This is a genomic window from Bacillus sp. FSL R9-9530 (assembly GCF_038008145.1).
Classification (GTDB): Bacteria; Bacillota; Bacilli; order Bacillales; family Bacillaceae_G; genus Bacillus_A; species Bacillus_A mycoides.
The window spans coordinates 1,079,654-1,106,256 of sequence record NZ_JBBOYO010000001.1 but is presented as its reverse complement, the minus strand read 5'-3'; the positions used below and the strand labels follow the sequence as shown (position 1 = coordinate 1,106,256).

Annotated in this window: 21 protein-coding genes and 3 other annotated features; of the genes, 4 read left to right on the top strand and 17 right to left on the bottom strand. The window is 36.5% G+C overall.

The features are described 5' to 3' along the window. Positions 1-14 precede the first annotated feature (14 nt). The 6 genes from aroA to MKX66_RS05340 form a co-directional block, all read right to left on the bottom strand. Complete coding sequence (gene aroA / locus MKX66_RS05365) at positions 15-1,304, bottom strand: 3-phosphoshikimate 1-carboxyvinyltransferase (protein ID WP_341085746.1); 1,290 nt, start codon at positions 1,302-1,304, stop codon at positions 15-17. Between the two features lie 16 nt (positions 1,305-1,320). Then, the gene (tyrA, locus tag MKX66_RS05360; RefSeq protein WP_033716373.1) at positions 1,321-2,421 is read right to left on the bottom strand and encodes a prephenate dehydrogenase; all 1,101 of its coding nucleotides are present in this window, start codon (positions 2,419-2,421) and stop codon (positions 1,321-1,323) included. Then, positions 2,414-3,514 (bottom strand): histidinol-phosphate transaminase, encoded by a 1,101-nt coding sequence (gene hisC, locus MKX66_RS05355; RefSeq protein ID WP_002142248.1) that lies wholly within the window; start codon positions 3,512-3,514, stop codon positions 2,414-2,416. The genes tyrA and hisC overlap by 8 nt, the downstream gene beginning before the upstream one ends. An 18-nt stretch (positions 3,515-3,532) precedes the next feature. After that, the gene (gene aroC, locus MKX66_RS05350; protein ID WP_341085743.1) at positions 3,533-4,705 is read right to left on the bottom strand and encodes a chorismate synthase; all 1,173 of its coding nucleotides are present in this window, start codon (positions 4,703-4,705) and stop codon (positions 3,533-3,535) included. A gap of 53 nt (positions 4,706-4,758) precedes the next feature. Further along, positions 4,759-4,978 (bottom strand) — a binding site (T-box leader). 9 nt (positions 4,979-4,987) lie between these two features. Next, positions 4,988-6,064: a bifunctional 3-deoxy-7-phosphoheptulonate synthase/chorismate mutase gene (locus MKX66_RS05345; RefSeq protein ID WP_002013433.1), complete on the bottom strand. Its 1,077-nt coding sequence runs from the start codon at positions 6,062-6,064 to the stop codon at positions 4,988-4,990. Between the two features lie 194 nt (positions 6,065-6,258). Continuing rightward, positions 6,259-6,495, bottom strand: a binding site (T-box leader). A 54-nt stretch (positions 6,496-6,549) separates the two neighbouring features. Beyond that, positions 6,550-6,786, bottom strand: a binding site (T-box leader). A 108-nt stretch (positions 6,787-6,894) separates the two neighbouring features. After that, positions 6,895-10,407: a DUF4020 domain-containing protein gene (locus MKX66_RS05340; protein WP_341085741.1), complete on the bottom strand. Its 3,513-nt coding sequence runs from the start codon at positions 10,405-10,407 to the stop codon at positions 6,895-6,897. Between the two features lie 150 nt (positions 10,408-10,557). On the opposite strand from MKX66_RS05340, the gene MKX66_RS05335 reads away from it, so the two are divergent. Continuing rightward, positions 10,558-10,995 (top strand): YndM family protein, encoded by a 438-nt coding sequence (locus MKX66_RS05335; protein WP_002032800.1) that lies wholly within the window; start codon positions 10,558-10,560, stop codon positions 10,993-10,995. A gap of 205 nt (positions 10,996-11,200) precedes the next feature. Here MKX66_RS05335 and MKX66_RS05330 read toward each other — a convergent pair whose 3' ends face one another. Both MKX66_RS05330 and MKX66_RS05325 read right to left on the bottom strand, forming a co-directional pair. Continuing rightward, positions 11,201-11,725, bottom strand: a complete 525-nt coding sequence (locus MKX66_RS05330) for a cysteine hydrolase family protein (RefSeq protein WP_215589798.1) — start codon at positions 11,723-11,725, stop codon at positions 11,201-11,203. 42 nt (positions 11,726-11,767) lie between these two features. Beyond that, positions 11,768-12,307: a GNAT family N-acetyltransferase gene (locus tag MKX66_RS05325; RefSeq protein WP_215589799.1), complete on the bottom strand. Its 540-nt coding sequence runs from the start codon at positions 12,305-12,307 to the stop codon at positions 11,768-11,770. Between the two features lie 220 nt (positions 12,308-12,527). Between MKX66_RS05325 and MKX66_RS05320 the strand changes: the two genes are divergently transcribed. Then, the gene (locus MKX66_RS05320; protein WP_016101180.1) at positions 12,528-13,031 is read left to right on the top strand and encodes a kinase; all 504 of its coding nucleotides are present in this window, start codon (positions 12,528-12,530) and stop codon (positions 13,029-13,031) included. 29 nt (positions 13,032-13,060) lie between these two features. Here the strand turns inward: MKX66_RS05320 and MKX66_RS05315 are convergent, their stop codons facing one another. The 3 genes from MKX66_RS05315 to MKX66_RS05305 form a co-directional block, all read right to left on the bottom strand. Then, positions 13,061-13,735 (bottom strand): hypothetical protein, encoded by a 675-nt coding sequence (locus tag MKX66_RS05315; protein WP_340775536.1) that lies wholly within the window; start codon positions 13,733-13,735, stop codon positions 13,061-13,063. Between the two features lie 503 nt (positions 13,736-14,238). Continuing rightward, complete coding sequence (gene entB / locus MKX66_RS05310; RefSeq protein ID WP_341085738.1) at positions 14,239-15,717, bottom strand: cell wall-binding protein EntB; 1,479 nt, start codon at positions 15,715-15,717, stop codon at positions 14,239-14,241. A 216-nt stretch (positions 15,718-15,933) separates the two neighbouring features. Beyond that, positions 15,934-16,425, bottom strand: coding sequence for a nitroreductase (locus MKX66_RS05305; RefSeq protein WP_137077490.1), 492 nt, complete (start codon positions 16,423-16,425; stop codon positions 15,934-15,936). A 260-nt stretch (positions 16,426-16,685) separates the two neighbouring features. Here MKX66_RS05305 and MKX66_RS05300 point away from each other — a divergent pair, with 260 nt between their 5' ends. Then, complete coding sequence (locus MKX66_RS05300) at positions 16,686-17,066, top strand: VOC family protein (protein ID WP_078176510.1); 381 nt, start codon at positions 16,686-16,688, stop codon at positions 17,064-17,066. 52 nt (positions 17,067-17,118) lie between these two features. Further along, positions 17,119-17,604, top strand: coding sequence for a GNAT family N-acetyltransferase (locus MKX66_RS05295; protein ID WP_151304410.1), 486 nt, complete (start codon positions 17,119-17,121; stop codon positions 17,602-17,604). Positions 17,605-17,703: 99 nt separating this feature from the next. On the opposite strand, the gene MKX66_RS05290 is transcribed toward MKX66_RS05295, so the two are convergent. From MKX66_RS05290 to MKX66_RS05260, 6 genes are all read right to left on the bottom strand, one after another. After that, on the bottom strand, positions 17,704-18,249 hold the full coding sequence (locus tag MKX66_RS05290) for an NADPH-dependent FMN reductase (protein ID WP_341085732.1): 546 nt from the start codon (positions 18,247-18,249) through the stop codon (positions 17,704-17,706). Between the two features lie 555 nt (positions 18,250-18,804). Then, the gene (locus MKX66_RS05280; protein WP_341085729.1) at positions 18,805-20,241 is read right to left on the bottom strand and encodes a GntP family permease; all 1,437 of its coding nucleotides are present in this window, start codon (positions 20,239-20,241) and stop codon (positions 18,805-18,807) included. Between the two features lie 111 nt (positions 20,242-20,352). After that, positions 20,353-21,144 carry an enoyl-CoA hydratase gene (locus MKX66_RS05275; protein WP_002032823.1) on the bottom strand — a complete coding sequence of 264 codons (792 nt, stop codon included), beginning with the start codon at positions 21,142-21,144 and terminating at the stop codon, positions 20,353-20,355. 65 nt (positions 21,145-21,209) lie between these two features. Beyond that, the gene (locus MKX66_RS05270; protein WP_341085727.1) at positions 21,210-22,814 is read right to left on the bottom strand and encodes an ATP-dependent acyl-CoA ligase; all 1,605 of its coding nucleotides are present in this window, start codon (positions 22,812-22,814) and stop codon (positions 21,210-21,212) included. A gap of 259 nt (positions 22,815-23,073) precedes the next feature. Next, entirely contained in the window at positions 23,074-24,810 is a 1,737-nt protein-coding gene (locus tag MKX66_RS05265; RefSeq protein ID WP_341085725.1) for a sigma 54-interacting transcriptional regulator, read from the bottom strand. 364 nt (positions 24,811-25,174) lie between these two features. After that, positions 25,175-26,221, bottom strand: coding sequence for a DUF2332 domain-containing protein (locus MKX66_RS05260; RefSeq protein WP_341085723.1), 1,047 nt, complete (start codon positions 26,219-26,221; stop codon positions 25,175-25,177). Positions 26,222-26,603: the final 382 nt, after the last annotated feature.

Here is a 26,603-nt window from a genome sequence, read left to right as displayed (position 1 = left end):
TGCTTCTCATCACTTTATTTAGCTAACGTTTGCAGTTCTTCAAAAAATGTAGGATACGATACACCTACTGCTTCTGCATCTTCAATCGTTGTTTCTCCTTCAGCTATACAGCCGGCAATCGCAAGCATCATTCCAATGCGGTGATCACCGTGACTATGTACTGTATTTCCTTTTAGCTTACATTTACCGTAAATAATCATTCCGTCGTCGGTCGCTTCAATACGAGCTCCTAGTTTCGTTAGTTCCGCAACGACTGTATCGATACGATTCGTTTCTTTCACTTTTAGCTCGTGTGCATCTTTAATGACTGTAATTCCATCTGCTTGTGTTGCCGCTAAAGCGATAATTGGGATTTCATCAATCAGTCGTGGAATGATATCTCCACCGATTTCGATTCCTTTCAGCGGCGATGTTTCAATTGTAATATTTGCAGCAGGTTCTGATGCTCCTTCGTTAATCTGCTCTACAGTAAACGTAGCGCCCATTTTCTCAAGAACATCAATAATACCTGTACGAGTCGGATTCATTCCCACATTTTGTAATAGTAGTTTACTATTTGGAATAATTGCACCTGCTACTAAGAAAAATGCCGCTGATGATACATCACCTGGCACTTGAACATCTGTTGCGGTTAACTTCTGTCCTCCTGCTAGTTTCACTGTTTTCCCCACGCGAGTTACTGTAACGCCAAACGCCTCAAGCATTCTTTCTGTATGATCGCGGGAAATATGAGGTTCTGTAACAGTTGTTACACCTTCTGCGCGAAGGCCTGCAAGTAAAATAGCTGATTTCACTTGTGCACTTGCTACCGGTGAAGTATATTCAATCGCCTTTAAATTCCCGCCTCGTATTGTGAGCGGCGTAAACGTTCCTTCTTTTCGGCCATCAATTTTTGCACCCATTTGCTTTAGTGGATTTGTTACACGTTGCATCGGTCTCTTCGCAATTGAAGCATCACCTTGCACGCAAGAAAAGAATGGTGTGTTTGCAAGTATTCCTGACATTAATCGAATCGTTGTACCAGAATTACCAACATCTAATACAGCTTTTGGCTCTTGTAAACCTTCTAATCTTGTTCCAATTACCGTAACTTCGTCTCTATTTTGTGTAATCTCTACTCCCATTTCTTTAAAACAAGAAATAGTACTTAAACAATCCGCACCAGGAAGAAATCCTTTAATTGTTGTTTTACCTTCCGCGATTGCGCCAAACATGACAGCGCGATGGGAAATTGATTTATCTCCAGGGATTGTAATTGTACCATTCAATCCGTTATTTACAGTTTGTACTGTTTTTTCTTTCACGTTGTCACCCTCCTCATTAAATTGTTTCATACGTTTGGTATTCTTCTTTTCCGAGCGCAATTTTTGCCTGCGTTCGATCTTCTTCTCTTTGGAAACTAATTCGTAAAACTCCGAGCAATCCTTCTCGCGCTTCTAATATTTGCAAGTTCGTAATACTAATTTCTTCTTCTGCTAGAATGCTTGTGATATGGGCTAATGCCCCTACTTTATCTAAAACGTCGACGTATAAGTCGTGATAGGCAGGAATCGCCCCTCTTTTTCGAACTGGTAAAGAGTCACGATATTCTTTCGCATCTGCAAAATAACTTTGTATTTCTCCTGCATCTCCTTTAGAAACCGTCTTATATAGCTCTTCCATTTCTGAAATCCATTCTTCTAATAGTTCCAATAAATGCCCGCGATTTTGCTTTACGATATCACTCCACATTTTCGGACTACTTGATGCAATACGTGTTATATCTTTAAATCCGCCTGCCGCTAGTTGATGAATAAGCGGATTATCACCAGCATGTTTCTCAACTTGTTTTACTAATCCTGCTGCAATTAAATGTGGGAAATGACTAACTATTCCTGTTACATAATCATGTTCTTTTGTATTTAATACAAGAAAATGAGAGCCTGTTCCTTTTAACCATTCTTTTAGCTCGTCTACTTGATCCGCCTGCACGTGATTCATTGGCGTTAAAATGTAAAATGCGTTTTCAAAAAGGTGTGCCTTTGCACTTTCAACTCCTGTTTTGTGAGAACCTGCCATCGGATGACCGCCGATAAATGAAACTTTCTTTGTTAATAAAGCTTCCGCTTCATTCATGATTGTCCCTTTCGTACTTCCTACATCGGTAACAATGACATCTTCTCGTAAATGAAATGATGCAAGTTTGTGTAACAACTTTTTCGTTTCTTCAACTGGAGAGGCAAATACAATTAAATTTGCCTCCTCACATGCACGCTGTAAATCTACTGCTACTTCATCAACTACATGTAATTCTTTTGCGCGCTCTACTTGCTCTTTAAATATGTCATAACCGATAATCGTTACATCGTGCTCTTTTTTAATCGCTAATGCAAGAGAGCCTCCTATTAATCCAGTACCGATTAATACTACCTTTTTACACATTTGCCTCATCTCGAGACTTACCTTTTTTATTTTCAAAGTGTTGTTTTAACACTGAAATCACTCCTTCATTTTGTTCCCTAGTTCCGATTGTAATACGGACACCATTTGGGAACGGACGAATAATAAACCCTGCATGCGCACAAGCTTCATAAATTTCCCCAGCATCATCTACCGGCAAGAAGATAAAGTTCGTTTGCGACGGATAAAATGGAATTTCATTTTCTGTACAAAAACTTTCGTATTGTTGTAATCCTTCTGTATTAACACGAACTATTTCTTCAATAAACGCTTCATCGTTAAAAGCAATCGTCGCTGCTTTTTGCGCTAATGAAGATACGTTAAATGGCAAACGTACGACATTTAATTTCTCGATTAACTCTTCCTGTCCAATCGCATAACCAACGCGGAAAGAAGCTAATCCGTACGCTTTAGAAAACGTTCTAAGTACAAGAATGTTGTTATGTTTTTCTAGAAGCGGTAATGTCTCAGGGAAATCTTTTGCTGTTACGTATTCATAGTACGCTTCATCAATGACAATTAACGTATTTTCACTAATGCTTTCAATGAATTGAGTCAATTTTCGCTCATTCACATATGTGCCTGTCGGGTTGTTCGGATTACAAATCCATACGATTTTTGTATGTTCATCAACTGCTGAAGAAATTTCATCGAGATCATATACACCGTTCTTTAAAGTAATTTCTTTCACTTCACAGCCTTCAATAATTGCATGATGACGGTACTGAGGGAATGTCGCGCCAGCAGTTACGATATTATCTCCTTTACAGAGCACTGCACGACTTATAATTTGAATGACTTCATCAAGTCCACTACCACAAAGCACTTGTTCCATTTGCACTTGTAATTTCTCTGCAATTGTTTGACGGAGTACTTCAGCACCTCCGTCAGGATATAAAGCATGTTCCTGCCACGATTTTTGTAATTCTCCTAAAACACGAGGTGAACAGCCAAATGGATTTTCATTTGATGCTAACTTAACAAATGAATGATTCCCGTATACTTCTTTCATTTGCTCTGGTGATTTACCTGGTTTATACGGTTGTAATGATGATAGTTGATCTTTTACTCGCATGTTAAATCCACCTTTTCATTAAAATTCTTTTGCGTATTTGTTATGTTGCGAAATATTTTGTTTTAGTAATTCCATGCGATCTTTTCCGAATTGCTCGACTAGTGCACCGGCAAGTTCCCATGCAACGACAGCTTCAGCTACAACACCTGCTGCTGGTACTGCACAGCTATCAGATCTCTCAATACTCGCTTGGAACGCTTCTTTCGTATCAATATCTACGCTTGCTAACGGTTTATATAATGTAGGAATTGGCTTCATTACGCCTCTTATGACAATTGGCATACCTGTTGTCATACCGCCTTCTAAACCGCCGGCATTATTCGTATTTCTCGTGTATCCTTTTTCTTCATCCCATAAAATTTCATCGTGCACTTTACTTCCCGGCTGTCTTGCCGCTTCAAAACCAATTCCGATCTCAGCACCTTTAAACGCATTCACGCTCATAATAGCACCGGCAAGTTTTGCATCTAATTTGCGGTCGTAATGAACGTAGCTACCAACTCCAATTGGCATTCCTTCTGCAATGACTTCGACAATACCGCCTATAGAATCTCCGCTACTTTTCGCATCATCAATCGCATTCATCATTTCTTGTTCTACTTCTTTATCTAAACATCGAACTGGTGAATTTTCAGTTATCGTTTGAATTTCTTTAATTGGTAAGTTTGAAATACGCTTCGCTTGTACCCCACCAATTTCAAGAACATGTCCTGCGATTTCCACACCTAGTTCTTTCAAAATTTGTTTCGCAACTGCACCAGCAGCAACACGAACTGTCGTTTCTCTTGCAGAAGAGCGCTCTAATACGTTTCTTATATCACGATGGCCGTATTTAATTGCCCCGTTTAAATCCGCATGTCCTGGACGTGGTTTCGTTATAGTACGTTTCATTTCTTTACTTTCTTGCTCCGAAATTGGTTCAGCACCCATTACTTTCGTCCAATGTTTGAAATCATCATTTTTTACGATTAACGTAATTGGTGAACCAAGTGTCATTCCGTGACGTACACCACTTGCAATTTCAACTGTATCTGTTTCAATTTGCATGCGTCTTCCGCGCCCATGCCCTTTTTGTCTTCTTAATAATTCTTTATTAATATGTTCCGCTGTTAATGTTAAACCTGCTGGTACACCTTCTAAAATAACTGTTAACTGCGGCCCATGTGATTCTCCAGCTGTAATATATCTCATTTCTCTTGCCCCTTTACTATTTTTTTGTACAAAAAAGTCCCTACTGAGCGCTCAGTAGGGACGATGTTTATCGCGGTACCACCCTAGTTGTAGACTTCTTTCGTCTACCTCTCTTCTTCTTTAACGATCGTTTGACCGTCTTTCTCTCCAAAAGTTGGCGGGAAAGATGCTCCAAGGCTGTAATTCATGCTTACCTTTGTACTGATTCACACCGGCCATCAGCTCTCTTTAACAGTGAGATAAGCACTACTGTTTCCTCTTCAGCGCATTTATGATATGGAATTAAGATAATTTATTTTTGAAACCTTTTAACTCATCCATGAATCTATGGAATTCTGGAATATCCATTTGTTGCGCAGAATCTGATAACGCAACTGCTGGGTCTGGATGCACTTCCGCCATTACTGCATCTGCTCCAATAGCAAGTGCTGCTTTCGCTGTTGGTAATAGTAAATCTCTACGTCCAGTTGAATGTGTTACGTCAACGATAACTGGTAAATGTGTTTCTTTCTTTAAAATCGGTACTGCTGAAATATCTAATGTGTTACGTGTCGCTCTCTCGTATGTGCGAATACCGCGCTCACAAAGAATAATTTGGTCATTACCTTGTGCAATAATGTATTCCGCTGCATTAATGAACTCATCAATTGTTGCTGCTAAACCACGTTTTAATAATACTGGCTTATTAACTTTACCTACAGCTCGTAGTAAATCGAAGTTTTGCATGTTACGTGCTCCAACTTGAATTACATCAACGTATTCTAGCGCCATTTCAACATCGTTCGGATTTAAAATTTCACTAATAATCGCTAAGTCGAACTCATCTGCTACTTGGCGTAAAATTTGTAAACCTTCTACTCCTAAACCTTGGAAATCGTATGGAGATGTTCTCGGTTTGAAAGCACCACCGCGCATTAATTTTAAGCCTTGGTCTTTCATAGCTTGCCCTACTTGGCGAACTTGCTCTAAACTTTCTACCGCACAAGGTCCCATGATGAACGTTTGTGTTCCGTTTCCAATCAATTCACCTTTAACATTAACAATTGTATTTTCTTTTTTCTTTTTACGTGAAACTAGTAATGCTTTACGGTTATCATCTTCTTGTAATTCTAAGCTTGCTTTGAAAATCGTTTTGAAAATATGTTGAATCGTTGACGTTTCGAATGGTCCTTCGTTATGCTCTGCAAGCATATCAAGTACTTCACGCTCACGTACTGGATCAAAGCGTTTCGTACCTTGTACTTGTTTTTGCTCCCCAATCTTTTGAACGATTTCACCGCGTTTGTTTAATAAGTGTAATAATTGTAAGTTAATTTCATCTACCTGTTTACGTAATTGATCTAATTCGTGATTTGCCATTTGGAAATCCTCCTCTAATGTTTTAAAAGTATAGTAAGAGAATAAAAAATTCTCTATTTTCTGAACTGGTTAATTATACAAATTCAAAGTGGAATCGATACCTCTTCTTATTTTAAACTAATAATTACCATAAAGACACTAACTACTAGTTAATAAGCCACTTTTTTGTACAAAAAAGCCCTACTGATTCAATCAGTAGGGACGATATTTATCGCGGTACCACCCTAGTTGTAGACTTATTTCGCCTACCTCTCTTCATTGTTAACGATCATCTGACCGTCTTTCCCTTCATAAAGACAATAACTATCTTTACTACGAAAAAGATGCTCCAGGACTGTAATTCGCTCTTGTTTTTGTACTGGTTCGCACCAACCACCAGCTCTCTGTTACAGGGAAACAACAACTACTTCTTTTCCTTTCAACGCGTGACTATTTTATTTTCAAGTTGGACCACTAAAATACAAAAAGTCCCTACTGAATAAATCAGTAGGGACGATATTTATCGCGGTACCACCCTAGTTGTAGACTAACTTTCCGTCTACCTCTCTTCACTGTTAACGATCAATTGACCGCTTTTCCTTCATAAAGACAATAGTATCTTTACTACGAAAAAGATGCTCCAAGACTGTAATTCATGATTATCCCTGTACTGGTTCACACCAACCACCAGCTCTCTGTTACAGTAAGACTAACCACTACTGTGATCTCTTCATTGCACTTTGTTTATTCAAATGTTTTTGAAATTGAATAAGTATGATTCGTATTATAGAACGCTTTTCAAAACACTGTCAATAACTTTTTATATATTTTTTAAAAATTCCACTTCCGCCCTATGATTCCTCTTGTAAATTCTCCGTTACGATTCCGATGCGAATTATTTCATTTTCTATTAAATTTAATACATGTCTTTCTACTTCATACCTGGTTAATAGTTCTTTTATTTGTATGATCTCACTTTCAAGTAAATCGGCTTCTTGACACGTCTGCAGTAAAGTGAAAAACACATTTGCATACAATTCTTTATACGCTTTCATACGCTCTTTCTTTTCAAGTATCTCTATAAACAACTGTTTCATTTCTTCTTGATTAGATTGTCCTTCCACACCTTGAAATTTACTAGAAATAATATTTAATCCTTTTTCTAAAACCTCATCCATGCATAAAACAATACGTAAAAGCATCATATATTCTCTCGTTGTTATTACGCCCATTTTCGGACGTTCTCTTAAAAACACACTAAGCCACGCTGTCCAAAATTTTTGTTGTTCCTTACCACTTAACGTTTTTACGTAGTAGCATAAATACTGCATAAATTTAATTTTATTCTCTTCGTTTTCTTGCATCAAAAGTGGATATAACCAATCTGTTTTTTGCTCCCAATATAATACGCATTTAATAAATACAAAGCTAAGCCATTTTAAAAATGCTTCTCTCGTATATGGATGTAGTGCATCTAAATGCTCTACTGCATACTTAATATATCGCCTTATTTCTGTAAACAAAGGTAGATTAATTTGCGTATAACATAATCCCGCCCACGCATATTTCGTAAGCTCACTTTCTTTCTTTAAATCTAAGTAAGGTAATACATTTTTCCGACACCATTGCTTCTCAATATGGTATAAAAACGTAATATCTGCTGTTAAACGCGCAAACATGAAGTTCGTTCTTTCCGAAGTAACCCTTACCTGCTCCTCAAATAAAAATAAATATTCATACACGTTGCGATCGTATAAATGATCATATGCTAGCAGTTTTAGTAATACAGCAGTCATCTTCCCAACAGGATGCTGAATAGATTCATTGTAAAACTCTTGTTTTCCAATCTTAAAATCCGATTCCCCTCTCATAACTTGTGGAAGTACAGAAAAAGCAAAGCGTTTTACAATCCTTATACTATTTTCATCTAACTCTTCTAATCGATTACTAATTTCATATAGAAAACTACTAATTAACCAATGAAAAGCAGTATTTCTAATAAATTTCTGCAATAACGGAATGATTTTTTGAATTTGTTCATTCGCCAAATTCCGGTTATTTCGCCACTCTCTAATACACACAAACCATACTTCATTACTAATTTCGTGCACGCCTACTAGTTGATAAGCAAACGAAATACTCCACTCTACATTCAATTTACACGCTTTTGATAACATCTCTAAAAAATGGCGTTGTTCAAAAACACCGTCTCTTGAAAATTGCCGAACTTGCTCCATTATTTCATCTTCTTTCAGCTGCAGTAATCCATCAGCTGTTACATTGCATGTAATACGTTGTTCATTTTCCTCTTTCTTTGGAACACTGTATAGATCTGAAGAAAAATGGGAGTGTTTCTGTTTCATTAGCTCGTATCCTTCCGCCGTACACTTACTATTCGAATCACACGTGAATAGTAAGTCTAATACAAGACAAGCATCAAACGCCCTCTCTTCTGCAAGATACTCTAATACATGTTGAATTACTTCTTCTTTCGTTTCCTCTAAAGCATCTGCGTAATAATTCTTTAAAAGTTGAAACACTTCATGTTTACATGTGAAATCTAACAGAACATCTACATGTAACAGCCACTTCAGTTTGTCATCCGCTGTAACGAATACATTATTAATCATTGCTTCAATTGCAATTCGCTTTTGAAGTACACTATCAGTTTCTATCATTTCTGTAATATAATGATTTGCTTTTTTCTCATTGTTTTCACATAAATATGTAAGACACTCTTTTACAATTTGAATTAAAAATGTAAAATCATTTTGCTGTAACTCCTGCTCTGAAATTTCTCTATCTCTTTTTTTCAGTGCATTTTGTCTTAATGACAATAGTTGTATTTTTTCTAACCCCGTAACCATAATTGGATTTGCGTAGTAAGTAATATGTGGTCTCATTTTCTCTTTCCAAATTCGCTCCACATGAGAAAAAATAGGCATCGGTATACGACTCGATTCCTCGAGTTCAATCGACTCTTGCGTATCATTTCCCCATTTTCTTACACGCTTCAATTTTAGTTTTCCATCTAAAATAAACGTTAGTAACAATAAAGCAATTTCTTTATGCTCTGGGAAAGAACATTTTTGCAGTAAGTATGAAATCATTTCAATAGAGCTACTATCTTTCTCTGCTGTTTCTAATAAAAGCAATGTCCATCTTGCAAACAACAAAGGGTCCATCGTTTCTTTCGTTTCGTTTAAGTAAGTACAAATTGTTCGCCACCATAACGGGGATATTTTAGAATGATTTTTAAAAATCAATTGAAATAGTTCTTTTTGATGACTAAATAGAAATTGCTCCACTAACCATTCCGCAAGCAATTCATCTACTTCATCATAATTTGCTGTAAGCAGAAATAAATTTCTTAGTTTCCCTTCTGCTTCAAGCCATTCCACCCATTCATAATCACGAGCAAATTCAACGAAGTACCGAACGGTTTCAATTTTTTTTATTGACTGTTTTATATAGGATAATTGCTCCTGCTCTACTGATGGAGGAACGGTTACAATATCACGAATACGCATTCTTTTCGTAATATAATTATCCCCCATTAATTCCGCCCACCGCTTCACCGCTTTCACAAGCGCCTGATGATTATTTGCTTTATTCGGATACACAATCGGTCTTATCCCTAAATGCTCCCAATGATATGTATTATCACCTTGTGCGACGAAAGCATAACGCCTTGTACTCGGTGGTAAGCCTGTTGCTAAATATTTCATTACAGGATCATTATGACTATACCCAACGAATAAAACAGTGTAATTTGAGAATAAATCAACTAAAAATCGTCTCGCCCATCCTTCTGTTAAGTAAGCCCTTCCAAAATCACCATCCGTTAAAATTAAAGCTGCTTTCTCTTGTTCTACATTCCCATGTATGTAAGCCAACCCTTTAAACGCTCTCCCTGTCGGTAAAGCAGGTGCATAATAAATATTCAGCTCTCTATTCATTTCTGTAATTACAGACGTAAAATGTTGATCAAAGTTTGTCGTTACAATTCGAACATCCGTATCTAACGGAAACAGCCTTGGAATCGCATAGTGTAATGGATTTGGTTTTGATTTTTCTATATTAACGAGGTCTCTTGCAACTTGATGCACATCTTTCGTTTTCGCAATTTTACCGAGATAATAATCGTGGGGTTCTGTCATCTCACGCCTTTCGACATATAAAGCTTTCGAAATTTCATCAACTAAATCATCGAAATTCGGTAAGTTTGATTTCCCCTTCATAGAAACTCCTGCTCCAACGAATAATACTAACTTACCTTGTTCAAGGTGATCGATTAACTCATCTGGAATTTCTACTTCTGAAGTTATCCACATCCCGGATTCCCCCTTACCTAAAAATGTCATACGCTCTCATTTCACTATAACATTTTTTAATTGTTTTTTTAATATTTAGATAAAATTCCAGCATGATAAAGTTTTATATAAATTAAACCGTTCCAATGTATGAACTCCTGAATTTATTGTAAAACTATGTATAAATGGGAGGTGTAAATATTGAGTGATATTACTGTAATACTTATCAAATTTATATCATGCATCATCGCTTTTAGTATCGGACTAGCTCTATTTTTCCCAGCAACGCTCGTCCAAATCATTTCTTTTAGTCTCTTCGTCACAATCGTTTCTTATATGTTTGTTGATAAAATTATTTTAAATCGAATTGGCAATTCCGCTGCCATTATGACGGATTTCTTACTTACGTATTTAAGTGTTTGGATTTTCGGTAATATTTTATTAGACAACTACATGCAAATTGCATGGGGCAGTATCCTTTCTGCCATCGTCTTTACATTATCAGAAGTAATCGTCCATCGCTTTTCTAATTCCCACACAAGGCACAGCAATGATAACATTCGAATTAATCGCCGGTTTGCATATGGCACGGAGTTTGCTGAAGAACAGAATGTGTTGGATAAAGATAAGAAGAAATAAAGCCATAATTACTGATGCAAAAAAAGTAGCTGTCTCATCAGTCGAATTTTTGACGATGTGGCGCTCCTTTTTGTTTTTTGTACTATCAATACGGTGAATGAAATTATATCAACGATTCGACAAGAAATATCGATTTATCGACAACGTTTGATAGCCTATCTTCAAATAAAAAAGCTGCCCCATTAAGAGACAGCAACTTCTGTAATTACGCTTTTACTTTTAAATCTTTTAACGTAATAACATCTGCAAATGATCCAAATACAACATTATGATGTTTTACAATATCTTCAGCGCGTAATACATCTGTGTCAAATGTGCTATGTGCATCACTTACTAATGTTACTTTATACCCTTCACTAAACGCTCTTCGCGTTGTCGTATCAACACAGTACTCTGTTTGCATTCCTGAAATAATAACATGCTCAATCCCTTTTCCTTGTAACACTTCGTTTAAGTTTGTCTTATGGAATGAGTCTGGAGTCGTCTTTTCAACGACAAGCTCCCCTTTTCGCGGTGCAATCGCCGCATGCACTTTCCAGCCATCTGTACCTTTTTCTAATGGATGATCCTTAGGTCCATTATGTTGGACATAAATAACCGGAATACTATTTGAACGACATTCCCCAATGAGCTCTTGCAACGTTTCTAAAAACTTTTCCCCATTATGTACTGGGATTCCTGCTGTATACATACCCGCTTGCACATCAATAACTAGTAATGCCTTTTTCATTCCACACAGCTCCCTTTATTTTTATAAGCCCCTGCATATTTATTATAATTGTTTATATTCTACCATCCAACAATCTTCTAATTTCCCTTCATGCAGTTCATGTTTCTCTAGTACTTTCACCTTTTTAAACCCGCATTTTTCATAACAGCTTATCGCACGTTCATTATTTACTCTAGGATCCATCGCTATCGCTTCTGCTCCTAAGTTTTCCATAATGTATGTAATTGCTGCTTGAACAAGTTTCGTTCCAATTCCTTTTCCCCAAAAGATTGGTTCACCGATAAATTGGTCCATTCCCCATACATTCTGCGATTCTTCATATCCATATAACGCTTTCCATTCAGAATCAACTGGATACATTTGAATGTAACCGATTGGAACGGCATCAAATTCTATTAAACATCTTTTTTCATGACCGTTTGGATGATGTATAAAATGATCAAGCACCTTTTCTACAGATTGCGGATTATCTCGTCCTTCGTAATACTGCAGGACTTCTGGATCTGTTAACCATTTTGAAATGATAGGTGCATCGTTTTTTATTACGTATCTAACTAATAATTGTCCCTTTTGGAATAACATAGGTCACCTCCTTATTAGTTACTCTTATAATAACTTTTCTATATGCGGATAGTAAATTTTTCAAACAGCTTTACTTGCATAATCCCACAATAAGAAATTATTCTGTTCAACCTATACTGAGTATCATAAACTATTATTTAACTAACTAAAAGAATGTTTCCCATAATGAAGTTCTTTTGTAACAGGACCTAAAAAACTAAAACAATTTGGAGATGAGAATTTGAAATCAACATTAATTATTCTTCGAGGAAACTCCGCAAGTGGCAAAACAACAATCGCAAAAGAACTGCAAGAGCATTTTGGCCAAGGGACACTACTAGTCTCTCAAGATGTCGTGCGTAGAGATATGTTAAAAGTGCACGACACAATGGGTAACTTATCTCATGATTTACTATTTGAAATTACGAAGTACGGAAAAGGAAAATGTGAATTTGTTATTTTAGAAGGTATTCTAAACAGCGGTAGATATGGAGATATGTTAAAAGAATTAATACATTATTTTGACGACGACGCACATACATATTACTTCGATTTATCACTAGAGGAAACCATTAGACGACATAATACAAGAGAAAAACGACATGAGTTTGGTGAGGATTTATTAAGTAAATGGTATAACCCTCACGATACAATTGAAGTTGATAAAGAAACTATTTTTACAGATGATTTCATTCAAAAAGACATCTTTCATGCGATTCTTAATGATGTGACACATCAAAAATAAGACTGACTTTTTATGTCAGTCTTATTCTTTTATGTTCCTTGAATTTCAGTTTTCATAACGGAACAATCTTTACATACATAATAGTATATATTCATTTCCCCAAACTGGAAATCAACTACTGAAATAAGTTCCCGTTCTTCAAGATCTTGTGTAATTGTAGCCACATATTTCATCTCTTTCGAACAAGTTGGACATCCTAAATCTTCTGGAACATCATCGTATAGGGGCGCTCCTACCAATCTACATACATATTCCGATCCGAATAAGTCAAAAGCTTCCCAATAACTATCTTCATCTGTAGGTATATCTTTATTTTTCATATTCGTTAGCTTTACATTAGTTTTTGGAAGATTGACCGGTAGCTTATACTCAGCTTCCATAATCCACTCTTCCATATTGTCTTGTTTTATTATTTGTACCGTTTTGCCCCCATTACTTAATTGAAAATATTGCGGCTCCCACACCATCGCACAATTCAAGCAAGAGATGAATGGTAATACAATCAATTCAGCATTTTTAAGTTCAGCAAGTCTCTCATCTTTCAAATCAAAACAAAAAATTTGATGCATTTTCTCACCGCATAACTTACACAATGGTAATTCACAATCTTGACCACCGAAATAATGATTATATGAATCTTTCCCTTCCATTACTCTATACCCTTTTATTCCATCCCAATGTTCGCCATATAATTCCATTGTCATATTCTATCCTCTTCTCGCTTATAAAGGTAATCCTCGATACTAATCTTTTAATAACTTTCGGTACATAAAACATTTTTTATTGTTGCTAATCATCATTTTTCTCATTCTTATCACCGTTATCTTTTTAGTATGAATACGATAATAAAATAATAACAATTTACAAGAAGACTGAGTTCTGTATCCATTCTGACACTATAGGGATTTGGAACGTTATAAACCCTAGTATAAGACTAAATAAAACAATTACTATTTTATGAATATTTTTCTCCTATTTATCTAATTGTATTTTAATAGTGATAGAAGAACAATATGGTTGTCAGAAATACAAATAAGGATTATATAATTCAATAGGGTTACTTTTACTGCTCACGGTACTCAGCAGCAAAATTAAGGTTTTATCCTTTTACATATCCTTCAAATTTTCCCAACGAATCACATTAAGGTAAAAAATAAAAGCCAGTCTCAATAAAGAGGACTGACTTCTATTTGGATAACTATAATTATTATAAAACTTTTACTTTAACAGTTTGTCTTCCCCAGTTCATAGCTTTACTTTTTGAACCCATTAAAACATCAATACGATTTCCTTTAATAGCACTACCAGTATCACCAGCAATAGCTTCTCCATAACCTTCTACCCATACTTTAGATCCTAATGGGATTACCTTCGGATCCACTGCGATAATTCTCATATTAGGATTTGCCGTTAAATCATGACCCATCGCAGTTAAAACGCGTCCACCATATGTACCATTTTCACTTGGATCAGCAGTATATGCTGTCGCTACTACCGTTAATTCACGTTTAGCAGACTGTGTGTTATTTTTAGATACTTCTTGTGTCTTTGTTGCTTCTTTTGCTTTCGCTTCTTCTTTCGCTTTTTCTATTTCTCGTGCTTGCGCTTCTTTCTTAGCCTTTGCTATTTCCTGCGCTTTCGCTTCTTCTTTCGCTTTTTCTATTTCTCGTGCTTTTGCTTCTTCCTTAGCCTTTGCTATTTCTTGTGCTTTTGCTTCTTCCTTAGCTTTTGCTATTTCTTGTGCTTTTGCTTCTTCCTTAGCCTTTGCTATTTCTTGCGCTTTTGCTTCTTCCTTAGCTTTTGCTATTTCTTGTGCTTTTGCTTCTTCCTTAGCCTTTGCTATTTCTTGTGCTTTTGCTTCTTCCTTAGCTTTTGCTATTTCTTGCGCTTTCGCTTCTTCTTTTTCTATTTCTTTTACTTTTGCTTCTTCTTTAGGCTTTACTATTTCTTCTGCTTTCGTTTCTTCCTTAACTTTTACTCTCTCTGTTACTTTTGCTTCTTCTTTAGGCTTTACTATTTCTTCTGCTTTCGTTTCTTCCTTAACTTTTACTCTCTCTGTTACTTTCGCTTCTTCTTTAGGCTTTGCTATTTCTTTTACCTTCACTTCTTTCTGCTCTTTTGTTGTTTCTTTCGCTTTTGCTATTTCTTGTACTTTTACTTCTTTCTGCGTTTTTACTTCTTCCTTTGCTTTAACTGCTTTTTGTACTTTCGCTACTCGCTTCGTTTTCTCTTCAGCTTTCTTTTCAATTGGTGCTGTACTTGATAGGAAAGAAACATTTGCATAGGCTGTTTTTCCTTTATACTCAAATTGCAGCCATCCATCTTTTACTTGATGTGTTGATTCAATTACATCATCTTGTTTCAGTCTGCCAAGAATTTCTGATTCTGTGTTTGCTTCAGTACGTACATTTAATAGGTTTGCTGTTACATGATAAATATCTTTTGTATACTCCGAACTTACAAACAATTCTTTACCATTTAAATCAATTTTTGACCATCCTTCTTCAGTATGTATGACCTTTAACTTTTGTCCTTCTTTTACTTTTTCGACAACTTTTGATTCCGTAGTTGGCTTTTCACGTACGTTGAGTACATCCGCTGTTACGATAGTTTCTGCGATAGCAGATGTGGTAAAAGCCCCCAATCCAAGAACTGTTGCTGTTGCTGCGCCAATTATTTTTTTCATAATAGCCTCCATTACATTTTTTTGAATTCTATGAAATCCTTCCATAAAATTAGGGGGTTCCACAGAGTATCAAAACATTTGTAACAGTATATTAATACCACTTAATATACTGTTTTTAAAACTTCCTACTCCAATATTATCAAATTTTCATTTCTAATTCTATACATTATAAATCTACTTATCTTCTATAAACTCTTCATGACCTTCTACTTCACACTAGATAGTTGTCGCAATTCCAGCCAAAAATAAACTTACAATTGCTAAAAATGGCGTTCCAGCTATTGCACCTCTTAAGTGAAATTTATAGTCTTTATATCCTTTCATTCCCTCAGTACTAGGAATAACAGCAAATCTTGGAGTAATCCAGCAAAATATAAGCCAATCGATTATTAATAAATCTACTAAATTGAAAATCATTACAATCCCAAAAGTATGTAAATAGGCTTCAATATACAATAATTTCCCATGGTGATGTAGTATATATGTAGAAACTAAAGGCGTTCCGAAGAGAATAATATTGTAAATAATTCCGAAATAAAATGTTTGTTTTTTTTCATTTATCGATTTTGGCAATACTACTTTTTGAATATCTGTCGGATAATCATTTAACCAAAGGCGAGGATTATAATATGTAGACCCTAATATCATAATAGACAGTATAAAAGACATGGAAATACCGACAATCACCATTTGTTCAAATTGCCCCACAAATGTCCCTCCTTATTTGAAATTTTGACGTACGTAATTCACTTAATTAGACATTGTATGCATGTTATGACTTAAAAATTATCTAATACCATTAATAAAAATTTTCATTACAATCCGCTTTTTCCTAACGTCCATTCTTATTTCTTGCAATATGCATGCAAATTTAATAAAGTGAACATCTAATTAGTGTTGTTGAATTTCGCTAATTATTACAGAGTACATATTTTAAAATTTACATAAAGATAGGATTGGTGAAACGAATGAAAATCGAACATATAGCAATTTGGGTAAATGATTTAGAATTAATGCGTACTTTCTATACAAAGTACTTTAACGGTAAAGCAAACTCTTTATATCATAATGAAGCGAAACACTTTGAATCTTATTTTATTACATTCGAATCTGGAGCGAGGATTGAACTTATGCGTAAAAAAGGTATTGAAAATGAGCCTAATCTTAATATAACTGGCTATGCACATATGGCATTCTCTGTCGGTAGTGAAGAACGTGTAAATGAATTAACTTCAACATTAAAAGATGAGGGTTATCCTTTATTAAATGGACCACGTTTCACTGGAGATGGCTATTACGAAAGTGTAATAAGCGATCCGGAAGGCAATCAAATAGAGATCACTATTTAACTATCGTTTATCTTTTCTGAAGAACTAATAAAAATTCGTTTGGAGGAACCCTATGCATAAACTGCATTTCAAAAAATTTGAAGCAACAGATTTTAGTCCATATTTCCAGCTCGTATCAAATGAAAGAGTGATGGCACAAATTACAGAGCGTGCTATTCCGCTAGAAGAGGCACAAAACGACTATGAAAAATTGTTAAGGCGCAATGAAAAGCATAAACTGTTTGGGTCTTATAAAGTTTATGACAGTGCAACAAATGAATTTATCGGCCTTGGACATGTAACAGTGAATGAAGATAATGTAAAAGAAGCTGAAATTGGGTATATGATTTTGCCAGAGCACTGGGGAAAAAGATATGGTAGTTATATTGCAAGAGAATTAATTGAAATAGCGAAGCAGACAGATGTAAACGTACTAAAGGCAATTATCGATCCGAGCAATACCCCCTCTCGGAAGATTTTACTAAACGTTGGTTTTACATCTGAAAAAGTTTGCGAGATTGATGGATTACCTGGGGAGATTTTGAGTACATATATTTAAATATATAAAAAAGCAATGCTACATTTGAACTAGCCGTAGCATTGCTTTTATCTTTTATTATTATAAAAGTCCATTTTCACTTTAATACGAACTAAATCATTATTTCTTTATCTCGTCTACTACACTTTGAACTAAAGAGATAAGAGCTTTCTTTGTATCCTCATCTGTTATTTTTGCATCATCACTAAATTTAGTGCGCACAGATGGGATTAATAGCGAACCATTTTGAACGACAATTGTATCTAGCATACCTAGTGTAAGTAATAAAGATTCATGGGCTTTATCCCCTCCCGCAATTGATGGTGAAGCTGTTATAATAGCCACTGGCTTTTTATAAAGTTCCGCTGATGAAACAAGCCATTCTAAAGCATTCTTCAAAACTCCTGGAATACTTTTTGCATACTCTGGTGTACAAATAATAAGTGCATGTGCTTCACTTAATGTCTTTCGAAATTCTTCAACAACAACCGGTGCTCCAACTCGATCTACATCCGGATTAAAATGAGGTAGTTCCTCTATCCCATTATAAATAGTGTAATTTATACCTTCTGGAATAAATGCTGCTAAAGTTTTTAATATGTTTGTGTTGGATGATCCTTCCCTAATACTTCCTGAAATCGCTATGATTTTTTTGTGTATACTCATATGATCCCCTCCTACAAACATCATACTTATGCAGCCAGAGAAAAATCAAAAATATTGAACTATTTAACAAGCTGTACATTCATCAATTTTGTTTACATAATAATATTATGGTTTATTTTTAACCTTTTATAAAATTAGGTAAGGAAACTCCATATTTGTTATCCTATTTGAGAACGGACAAATCATGTTTGTAAATGGTTTTCACGACTATTATGAATGTTGGCCAGCTGGGGTCCAATGTGAGGATTTTCTTGTAGTTGCTGCACCTGTTATCAAAGGTGAAAAGTGGGTTATGACGCAATGGATGAGTAGAAGAGCATTGTTGTAACAAGTAAATTTACCGACTTTATCATTTTAACCGAGAAGCCCTCCTCCTCTAGACCAAGTGAAGGTTGGGATAGTTCAATTCCAATCTACAATTGAAGTTTTTTGTGAAATTCATTAAAAACATACAAACAGCCATCGTTTCATGGAATGATGGCTGTTTCTGTTTACCATTATACATAATCTTAACTTGGTGGCTGCGTTATTTATAACAGCCGATCAACCTTCCTACTATACAATAGAAAACATCATGTACACTCCAACAACGAAGAAAACGGATAATGTCTTAATTATCGTAATACCAAAAATCTCTTTATAAGCTTCTCGGTGTGTTAATCCTGTAACTGCAAGTAAAGTTATAACTGCTCCGTTATGAGGGAGAGTATCCATACCTCCCGCTGCCATTGCAATTACACGATGCAGCACATCTAACGGAATATCAAAGTTCGCTGCCGCTTCAATATATTTATCTGCCATTAAACCTAATGTAATACTCATTCCACCCGAACCTGATCCCGTCAGACCGCACAAAATATTCGTCATGACCGCTCCGCTAATTAAAGGGTTTGAAAATGTACCTGTCAAAGAATTTTGAATCATGACAAATCCGGGTAAAGCTGCTATAACGGCACCAAATCCATACTCGGCTGCAGTGTTCATGGCAGCTAAGATTGAACCACTTACGCCCACGCTTGTAATAGATTGAAACTGTTCTTTTACCGCTTGGAAGTTTAATAATATAGCAGCAAGTATTCCGATAAGAAGTGCCATTTCCACTGACCAAATACCTACGACTTGTCCCATATCAATCGTTCCGTACTCCTTCAAACCTATAGATGCAAAATCAAATCCCTTTGTATACCAAACCGGGATGAATTCTGTAAAGACTTTATTCATCACTCCGACCAGTACAAGCGGAAGAAAAGCTACCCAATAACTAGCTGGAATAACATCGCTGGAAACAATAGGCGCTTGCACCAATTGTGCGCTAGTTGTGGCAGCCAGTTCAGAAGTGGCACCGCCTTTTCCGAAGTACCCCTCTCCCTTAGCAGCAGCCTTCTTCCTACACCTTTCCAAATACAGCATGCCACATATAAAGATAAACAGTGCTCCGATAATCCCTAATGTAGGAGCTGCATAAATATCTGTTTTAAAGAACGTAGTTGGAATAACATTTTGGATTTGAGGTGATCCAGGAAGTGAATCCATCGAAAACGTGAATGCACTGAATGCAATTGTCGCTGGAATGAGACGTTTCGGAATATCCGCCTCGCGAAATAATTGCGCCGCAAACGGATAAATCGCAAATACTGCGACAAATAAACTGACACCACTGTATGTAAGAATCGCTCCCATTAACACGATGGAAAGAATAGCTCTTTTCACGCCTATAAAATGGATGATAATTTTCGCGATTTTTTCTGCTATTCCAGTGATTTCTACCACTTTACCGAATATCGCTCCAAGCAAAAATACAGGAAAATATAATTTTATGAATCCGACCATCTTCGCCATAAAAACATTAGAAAAGAATGGTAAAACATTCGCCGGTTCCGTTAAAAATACAGCCAACAAAGCACATAACGGAGCGAATAAAATGACTGAGAATCCTCGGTAAGCTACAAATATAAGCAAGCCAAGCGATAGCAATACAATCAATAAATCCATAACCGCATTCCCCCTCAATAAAATAGATTCTCTTAAATTTACTTTACACCCTTTTATATTTATATATATTATTGCAACACCTGCCAGAGGCAGGCATTACTTTTTGTTATTTTATTTATGATGAAAAAGCGGTACCCTCTTTTCTATAAAAGCCTCCACTCCCTCTCTTACATCACTCGTTTGAAATACATGGCCGAAATTTTCAGCTTCTATTTTTAGCCCGTCCTCAAGAGAAGAAGATAATCCCTTATTGATAGATTGCTTCATCAAAGATAAAGCAGGAAGGGAAAATTGAGCCATCTTCGCGGCTAGTTCCTTCGCCTTATTCAGCGCTTCGCCACGCGGAACAACATGATTCACCAAACCAACTCGCCAAGCTACCTCGGCAGTGAACGGTTCACCAGTGAACATCATTTCTTTCGCACTTGCAGTTCCTATTAATCGAGGCAAACGTTGCGTGCCTCCCGCACCTGGAAACAATCCTAACTTCACCTCTGGAAGTCCGATTTGGGCATGTTCTTCTATAATCCGTAAATCACATGATAAGGCTAATTCACACCCGCCCCCAAGCGCTAATCCGTTAATAGCAGCGATTACAGGCTTCGACAATCTTTCTATTTTATTTAATGGATTCTGAAGCCACAATGATTTTCCCTCTGCATATTCATTCCCTTTCCCAATCCATTCCGGAAATGACTTGATGTCTCCTCCTGCAACGAAGGCCTTTTCTCCAGCGCCAGTTAGAAGTACAGCAATTACTTCATCATCCCGTTCGATTTCATCGACCACCACCGTCAGTTGCTCAACCACAGCACAGCTCAGTACATTCACAGGAGGATTATCAATGATAATCGTCGCGATTCCTTTTTCTTTCGCCCATGTAACAACCCGCTTATTTTCCAATGAAATCCCTTCTTTCCAATATGTAATGAGATAAAAAGCAAACTGTTTTACTACCCTTCAACACATCAACTCGTTCTTTTAATTACATAGCCGACCTGTTCGCGATCCCAAGCAGTACTGATTCCTTCCTCCTTCAGCTTGAACTTCTGAATCCGTTCCGTCGCGGTTTTTGGGAAAGTTTCACTGAACTGAACATATCGCGGCACCATGAAGTAAGCCATACGTTCTTGACACCAATCTATAATCTCTTCATGGGACATCGTTTCTCCTTTCTTTACAATCACATATAATTTGACATCCTCTTCTCCCACTTCCGATGGAACACCGATGGCCGCTGATTCAAGTACTTTCGGGTGATTATTCACGACTTTTTCGATTTCCCAAGAGGAGATGTTTTCTCCACGCCTCCGGATACACTGTTTGATTCGATCGCAAAAATATAAGTAACCTTCCTCATCTAGATAACCGCGATCTCCTGTATGGAACCATCCCTCATTCATCGCCTCCTCTGTTTTATCCCGCATTTTATAGTAGCCTTCCATGAATGCTTGTCCCTGTAAGGAACGTATAAAAATCTCTCCAATTTCACCAGTCCGCGCTTCATTTCCATCCTCATTGACAATCTTCGTCTCTACGTAAGAATAAGGCTTTCCAATAGAAGGCGGCTTATTGGCATTCAATGGATTCGTTACACAAAAACCCGTCGTTTCCGTTAATCCGTAACCTTCTACAATCTGGACGCCAAACCTCTCCTCAAACGGCTTCCAAAATTCCTTAGGCGTAGCAGCACAAGCCGTCACCCTTACAAAATTTTCATTATCGTTTTCCTTTTCTGGTTGCTTGCAGAGAATAGGAATCATAGATCCTAAAGAATTAAAAATGGTTGCGCCATGACCGCGAATTTCATCCCAAAATCCAGAAGCACTAAACCGCTTGCCAAGAGCAATTGTCGCATTGGAAGAAATAGCACCGAGTACTGTATGGGCCTGGGCGTTAATATGGAATAACGGCAGCGCTGTAAATAAAATATCTTTCGAACTTGCGCCAACCATATAGGTGGCAAATGACTGCGCAGAATTTACATAGGCAGAATGACTTAACATGACCCCTTTAGGTAATCCAGTCGTTCCAGAGGTATAAAGAATACTGTTAATAGAAGAGGAGGAAACAAATTCAGTTGGAAGGTGATGATTATTTGTATTCAGTACATCTTTCAATTCGATTACCAGCGGTTCTTTACCATCGTTCAAAATGATTGCGCTTTCATCATTTCCGTAAACGACAATTTGAATGTCCCTTTGTATAAATGGCAAACAAGAAGCAATTTGAGGAACAAATTCCTTATCAACGATAATCAGCTTGCAATCAGAGTGAGATAAAATATACTGCAAACCTTCCCCTTTTAAATGCACATTCAGAGGCACCGCAATTGCTCCTATAAAAGATAAAGCAAACCATACATCCAGATATTCAGGAGCGTTATGAAGCATAATACAAACCTTATCCCCTTTTTGAATACCGAGCTCACAAAATCCCGCTGCAGCTTTTGTAATTCGATGATAGAGCTCCTCATACGTAACTCTTTGTTCTTCAAATTGTAAATAGACCTTACTTGGTGTTTTTTCAATACTTTGCATAATAAAATGTGGCAAACTGTGATTTTCCAGCATTGAATTCCATCCCTTCTTGCTATAATCTTTTTTATTTATATAGCAAGAAACATGCCAAAAATCGACTCATTCTCTATTCCCTTATTCCTTCAGGGACATACCCCAAGTCTCCCTTACATGTCCACCTTCATATGTCGCATTTGCGCTACAAATGATTACGATCATGTCGCATCTATAAGAAAGTGTCGCAAAAAAGAGACAGTATGTATTACTGCAAACCAAACAAAAAAAGGGCCTGTTTGCCCTTTGCTTCCTTTCACTAAATTCCATATTTTTCTATTTTTCGATATAAGCTAGCCCGATGAATCCCTAAAAGCTTGGCTGCCTCTTTTATATTTCCAGCTGTCTTTTCCAAAGCCCTTGTAATCGCCCGTTTTTCAGCCGATTCCACTTCCTCCTGCAGTGAATAACTCATCTCATTCTTCTCTTGATCCACCGCAAATATTTCATGATATAACTCTTCTTCCAAATCTTTTTTCCGCAAATATACAGGAAGATGATGCACTTGAATAATCATTCCTTCTATAACATTCATCGCTCGTTCTAACACATTCTCTAGCTCCCTAATATTGCCTGGCCAATCATGCTCCATGAATATATTCCTTACTCTCTCATCCAATGAAAGAACGCTACTACCCAGCTCCCCATTCAATTTCCGAATTAAAAATTCCATTATATGTATCATATCTTCCTTTCTCTCTCGTAACGGAGGAATATCGATCGCAAACACATTCAACCTATAATATAAATCCTCCCTAAATTCCCCTCTTTGCACCATTTCACGAAGATTTCGATGTGTCGCCGCAATGAAACGGACATCAATCTTTTGAATTTTCGTACCACCAATTCTTTCAATCTCTTTCTCTTGCAACACACGCAGCAACTTCACCTGCATGTCCAAAGACATATCACCGATCTCATCTAAAAACAACGTTCCCTTATGGGCCAACTCAATCTTCCCAGGCTTACCACCTTTTTTCGCTCCTGTAAAAGCCCCCTCTTCGTATCCAAATAATTCAGCCTCCAAAAGATCCCTCGGAATCGCAGCACAATTCAAACGAATAAATGAACCCCTAGCACGCGGACTTGCACGATGTACCGCATGCGCAAAGAGCTCCTTCCCTGTACCGCTCTCTCCTCTTATCAAAACGGTAGACCGACTTTTAGAAACCTTCAAGGCCATCGTTTTAACTTCTTTCATTTTCGCACTCTCTCCTATAATACTTTGAAAGGACAACCTACCTTCTTGCAACCGCTGTAATTCAGTTTGATAGTAAGATAACTTTGATTCCATTGCACTAATCTGATCCCCCAAAGCTTTAAACTGCTGTATATCATGAAACATAATTTTACCAATCGCACCAATAACCTCACCGTCCTTAACAATAGGTATGCGAGTTGCGATAATATTCCGATTACTTATACGCTGGATATGCCCAATTTCCACCTGTCCCGTCTTCACGATAATATGCATCCTCGTATTCTCAACAACCTCCGTACAATGCTTACCTATCGCTTCCTTTGGATCATCAATCCCTAAAAATTGTGCATAAGAACCACTTAAAAAATTGACAATCCCTTGTTCATTTACCCCTAGAATACACTCCGACAGTAAATTCAAGGCATTTTCATACCGACTGATGATACTTTCCAAGGACTGTATACTTTTTTCCTTGTTTTCCAAAATGGCAATTGATCCATCTTCTTTCCCGCTCTGATATACACGGGATTCATTCATAATCAATACTTGGTTGCCCACCTTACACTCGTACTTGTACAAACTATCATTTTGATTCACTACTAGCTTTTTACGATCAGGAATAATCGTTGATATATGCTTACCTATTATTTCATTTTCTTTTTTATGTAACATGCTGCAGAATGGTTGGTTGCTGAATGTGATGATTCCATCATGACTTATGACAGCAATTCCGTTATTCATTACCTGAAGAGCCTGGCTTGTTAACTGCAAATTCATTCTTTCATCCATATGCATTTGGAAGCCCCCCCCTATCAAATTGTGCTCTTTCTCGCATGTATTATATATTCATTTTAAACATTTACTTTCCTTCGGCTCTTCCGTTTGAAGTAATAATTTCTTGAACCAGTAATATAGCTGATTAACCGGTAGGTTCTTTTTTGACACCTGTCAGGTTTTAATAATCCAATTTCTTTAAATCCTTGGATGTAAGAAGATGAATCTCATGGGCTATTTACAACTTGTAGGTGAGGAATATTTGACGCTTACCTTAGATACCTAATGAGTTTTATGAAAAGTAAAAAACAGTTGATGGAGTGTCTTCCATCAGCTATTTTAATTACGAATTTTGGTGATGAAACCCATAATTATTAGATTTACTTTAGCATAGCTTCTTATCCCCCAATCCCCAACTAAACCATCTCCCATGCCCTTCCGTTTCCCCAACAGTTTCACAATATTCGTTTCCGTTAATATAATAATCAATATGAAGGTCCCGGTCCCACATATTGTTATATAGGTGGAATACATCACGTTTTGCACCGATTTCTTTAATTTGTTTTTCTAGCGCATGTTTTACTTGCTTAGGTATTTGATTTGCGACGTGTGTATGGAAAATGCAGATAACAGCATCTTCACTTATTTGTTCAATAATAGATGGCAACAGCTCTACACCGTCTCCTTCTATTAATCGGACGGATTCATTTTTAACTAAAGATGCTGCTTGATCGAACAGTTCAAGTCTTTCTTTATGTTCTGGCCAAATTAGTGCACGTATCCATAAATAATCTTCCTCATTATGTAAATCATTCACATGTAAATCAAGCCCGATTCTTTCTACGACAGGTGGACTTTGTTTTAGAAAACGGGGCACATTCTCCCCTCTTATTTCAGAGGTTAAATGTACATTCGAATTTATATTTCCATATGTTTCATCTGTTCCGTACGAATAGCTATATTGGTCCCAGAACAGTTGTAATCCAGAACTTGTACCAATTTCAATTACCACTAACGGTTTATTCACTTTGTTAAATATGTAACAGAAACTTGGGTATAAGTATGCACATCGTCTTACTTCATTCGTTTGAACGAGTTTCGTTTGTAATAAAGTAATGATTTCTTCTCGGTACTCATTACAGAAATCTTTAAATTGTTCAAAAGCTTTATCTAAATTTGTTTTAGCATTTTCAACTAAGCTACTATAATACGTTTTTAAATGATGGTCTTTCCCTTTTAGCAATAAATAATGTACTGCACCTAATAATAAGTTTGGGATTGGTTGTCCTACTTGAGCGTAGGAAGATAGTGTAAGCACTTCCTCATCTTCAGAAATCTTCATTGATAAGTATTCGTATAAATCACTTGATCCTTTACATTCCTGGATTGAAAAATTTCGAAATAAGTTTGCGACTTGTTCTTTTGTAAGCATTGGTATCCCTCCTTGATTATTTTCAGAATAATCTTATCATTTATTTGTTATTTACTCTATTTTTTCAAATTAGATGTTACAAAAATAGAATTTTACTAGTTTTCAAAGATAAAACATAAAAATAGAAGTTTTTTTGAGATAACATCAAAATGGAATTCTTCTCCAAATTCCGCTTTACTACTATGCTTTTTACCCTTATGACAGAAGAATTCTATGAAATAAAACGTTAAATAGTTTAAAATTATCAGATAACACTAGATATTTTAGTCTATTAATTATTATAATAGACTATGAGATGGTTATATAATTGAGACAAAAAAGGTAAATACCTAGGTGGGGCCTAGGCGGTGTTTTCTTTTTACGGCTTAGATATAAAAACACC

Coding starts and splice junctions, on each gene's coding strand:
- tyrA (WP_033716373.1), bottom strand. CDS start 2,421: ATGTGTAAAAAGGTAGTATTAATCGGTACTGGATTAATAGGAGGCTCT.
- hisC (WP_002142248.1), bottom strand. CDS start 3,514: ATGCGAGTAAAAGATCAACTATCATCATTACAACCGTATAAACCAGGT.
- aroC (WP_341085743.1), bottom strand. CDS start 4,705: ATGAGATATATTACAGCTGGAGAATCACATGGGCCGCAGTTAACAGTT.
- MKX66_RS05345 (WP_002013433.1), bottom strand. CDS start 6,064: ATGGCAAATCACGAATTAGATCAATTACGTAAACAGGTAGATGAAATT.
- MKX66_RS05340 (WP_341085741.1), bottom strand. CDS start 10,407: ATGACATTTTTAGGTAAGGGGGAATCCGGGATGTGGATAACTTCAGAA.
- MKX66_RS05330 (WP_215589798.1), bottom strand. CDS start 11,725: ATGAAAAAGGCATTACTAGTTATTGATGTGCAAGCGGGTATGTATACA.
- MKX66_RS05325 (WP_215589799.1), bottom strand. CDS start 12,307: ATGTTATTCCAAAAGGGACAATTATTAGTTAGATACGTAATAAAAAAC.
- MKX66_RS05315 (WP_340775536.1), bottom strand. CDS start 13,735: ATGACAATGGAATTATATGGCGAACATTGGGATGGAATAAAAGGGTAT.
- entB (WP_341085738.1), bottom strand. CDS start 15,717: ATGAAAAAAATAATTGGCGCAGCAACAGCAACAGTTCTTGGATTGGGG.
- MKX66_RS05300 (WP_078176510.1), top strand. CDS start 16,686: ATGAAAATCGAACATATAGCAATTTGGGTAAATGATTTAGAATTAATG.
- MKX66_RS05295 (WP_151304410.1), top strand. CDS start 17,119: ATGCATAAACTGCATTTCAAAAAATTTGAAGCAACAGATTTTAGTCCA.
- MKX66_RS05290 (WP_341085732.1), bottom strand. CDS start 18,249: ATGAGTATACACAAAAAAATCATAGCGATTTCAGGAAGTATTAGGGAA.
- MKX66_RS05280 (WP_341085729.1), bottom strand. CDS start 20,241: ATGGATTTATTGATTGTATTGCTATCGCTTGGCTTGCTTATATTTGTA.
- MKX66_RS05270 (WP_341085727.1), bottom strand. CDS start 22,814: ATGCTGGAAAATCACAGTTTGCCACATTTTATTATGCAAAGTATTGAA.
- MKX66_RS05265 (WP_341085725.1), bottom strand. CDS start 24,810: ATGCATATGGATGAAAGAATGAATTTGCAGTTAACAAGCCAGGCTCTT.
- MKX66_RS05260 (WP_341085723.1), bottom strand. CDS start 26,221: ATGCTTACAAAAGAACAAGTCGCAAACTTATTTCGAAATTTTTCAATC.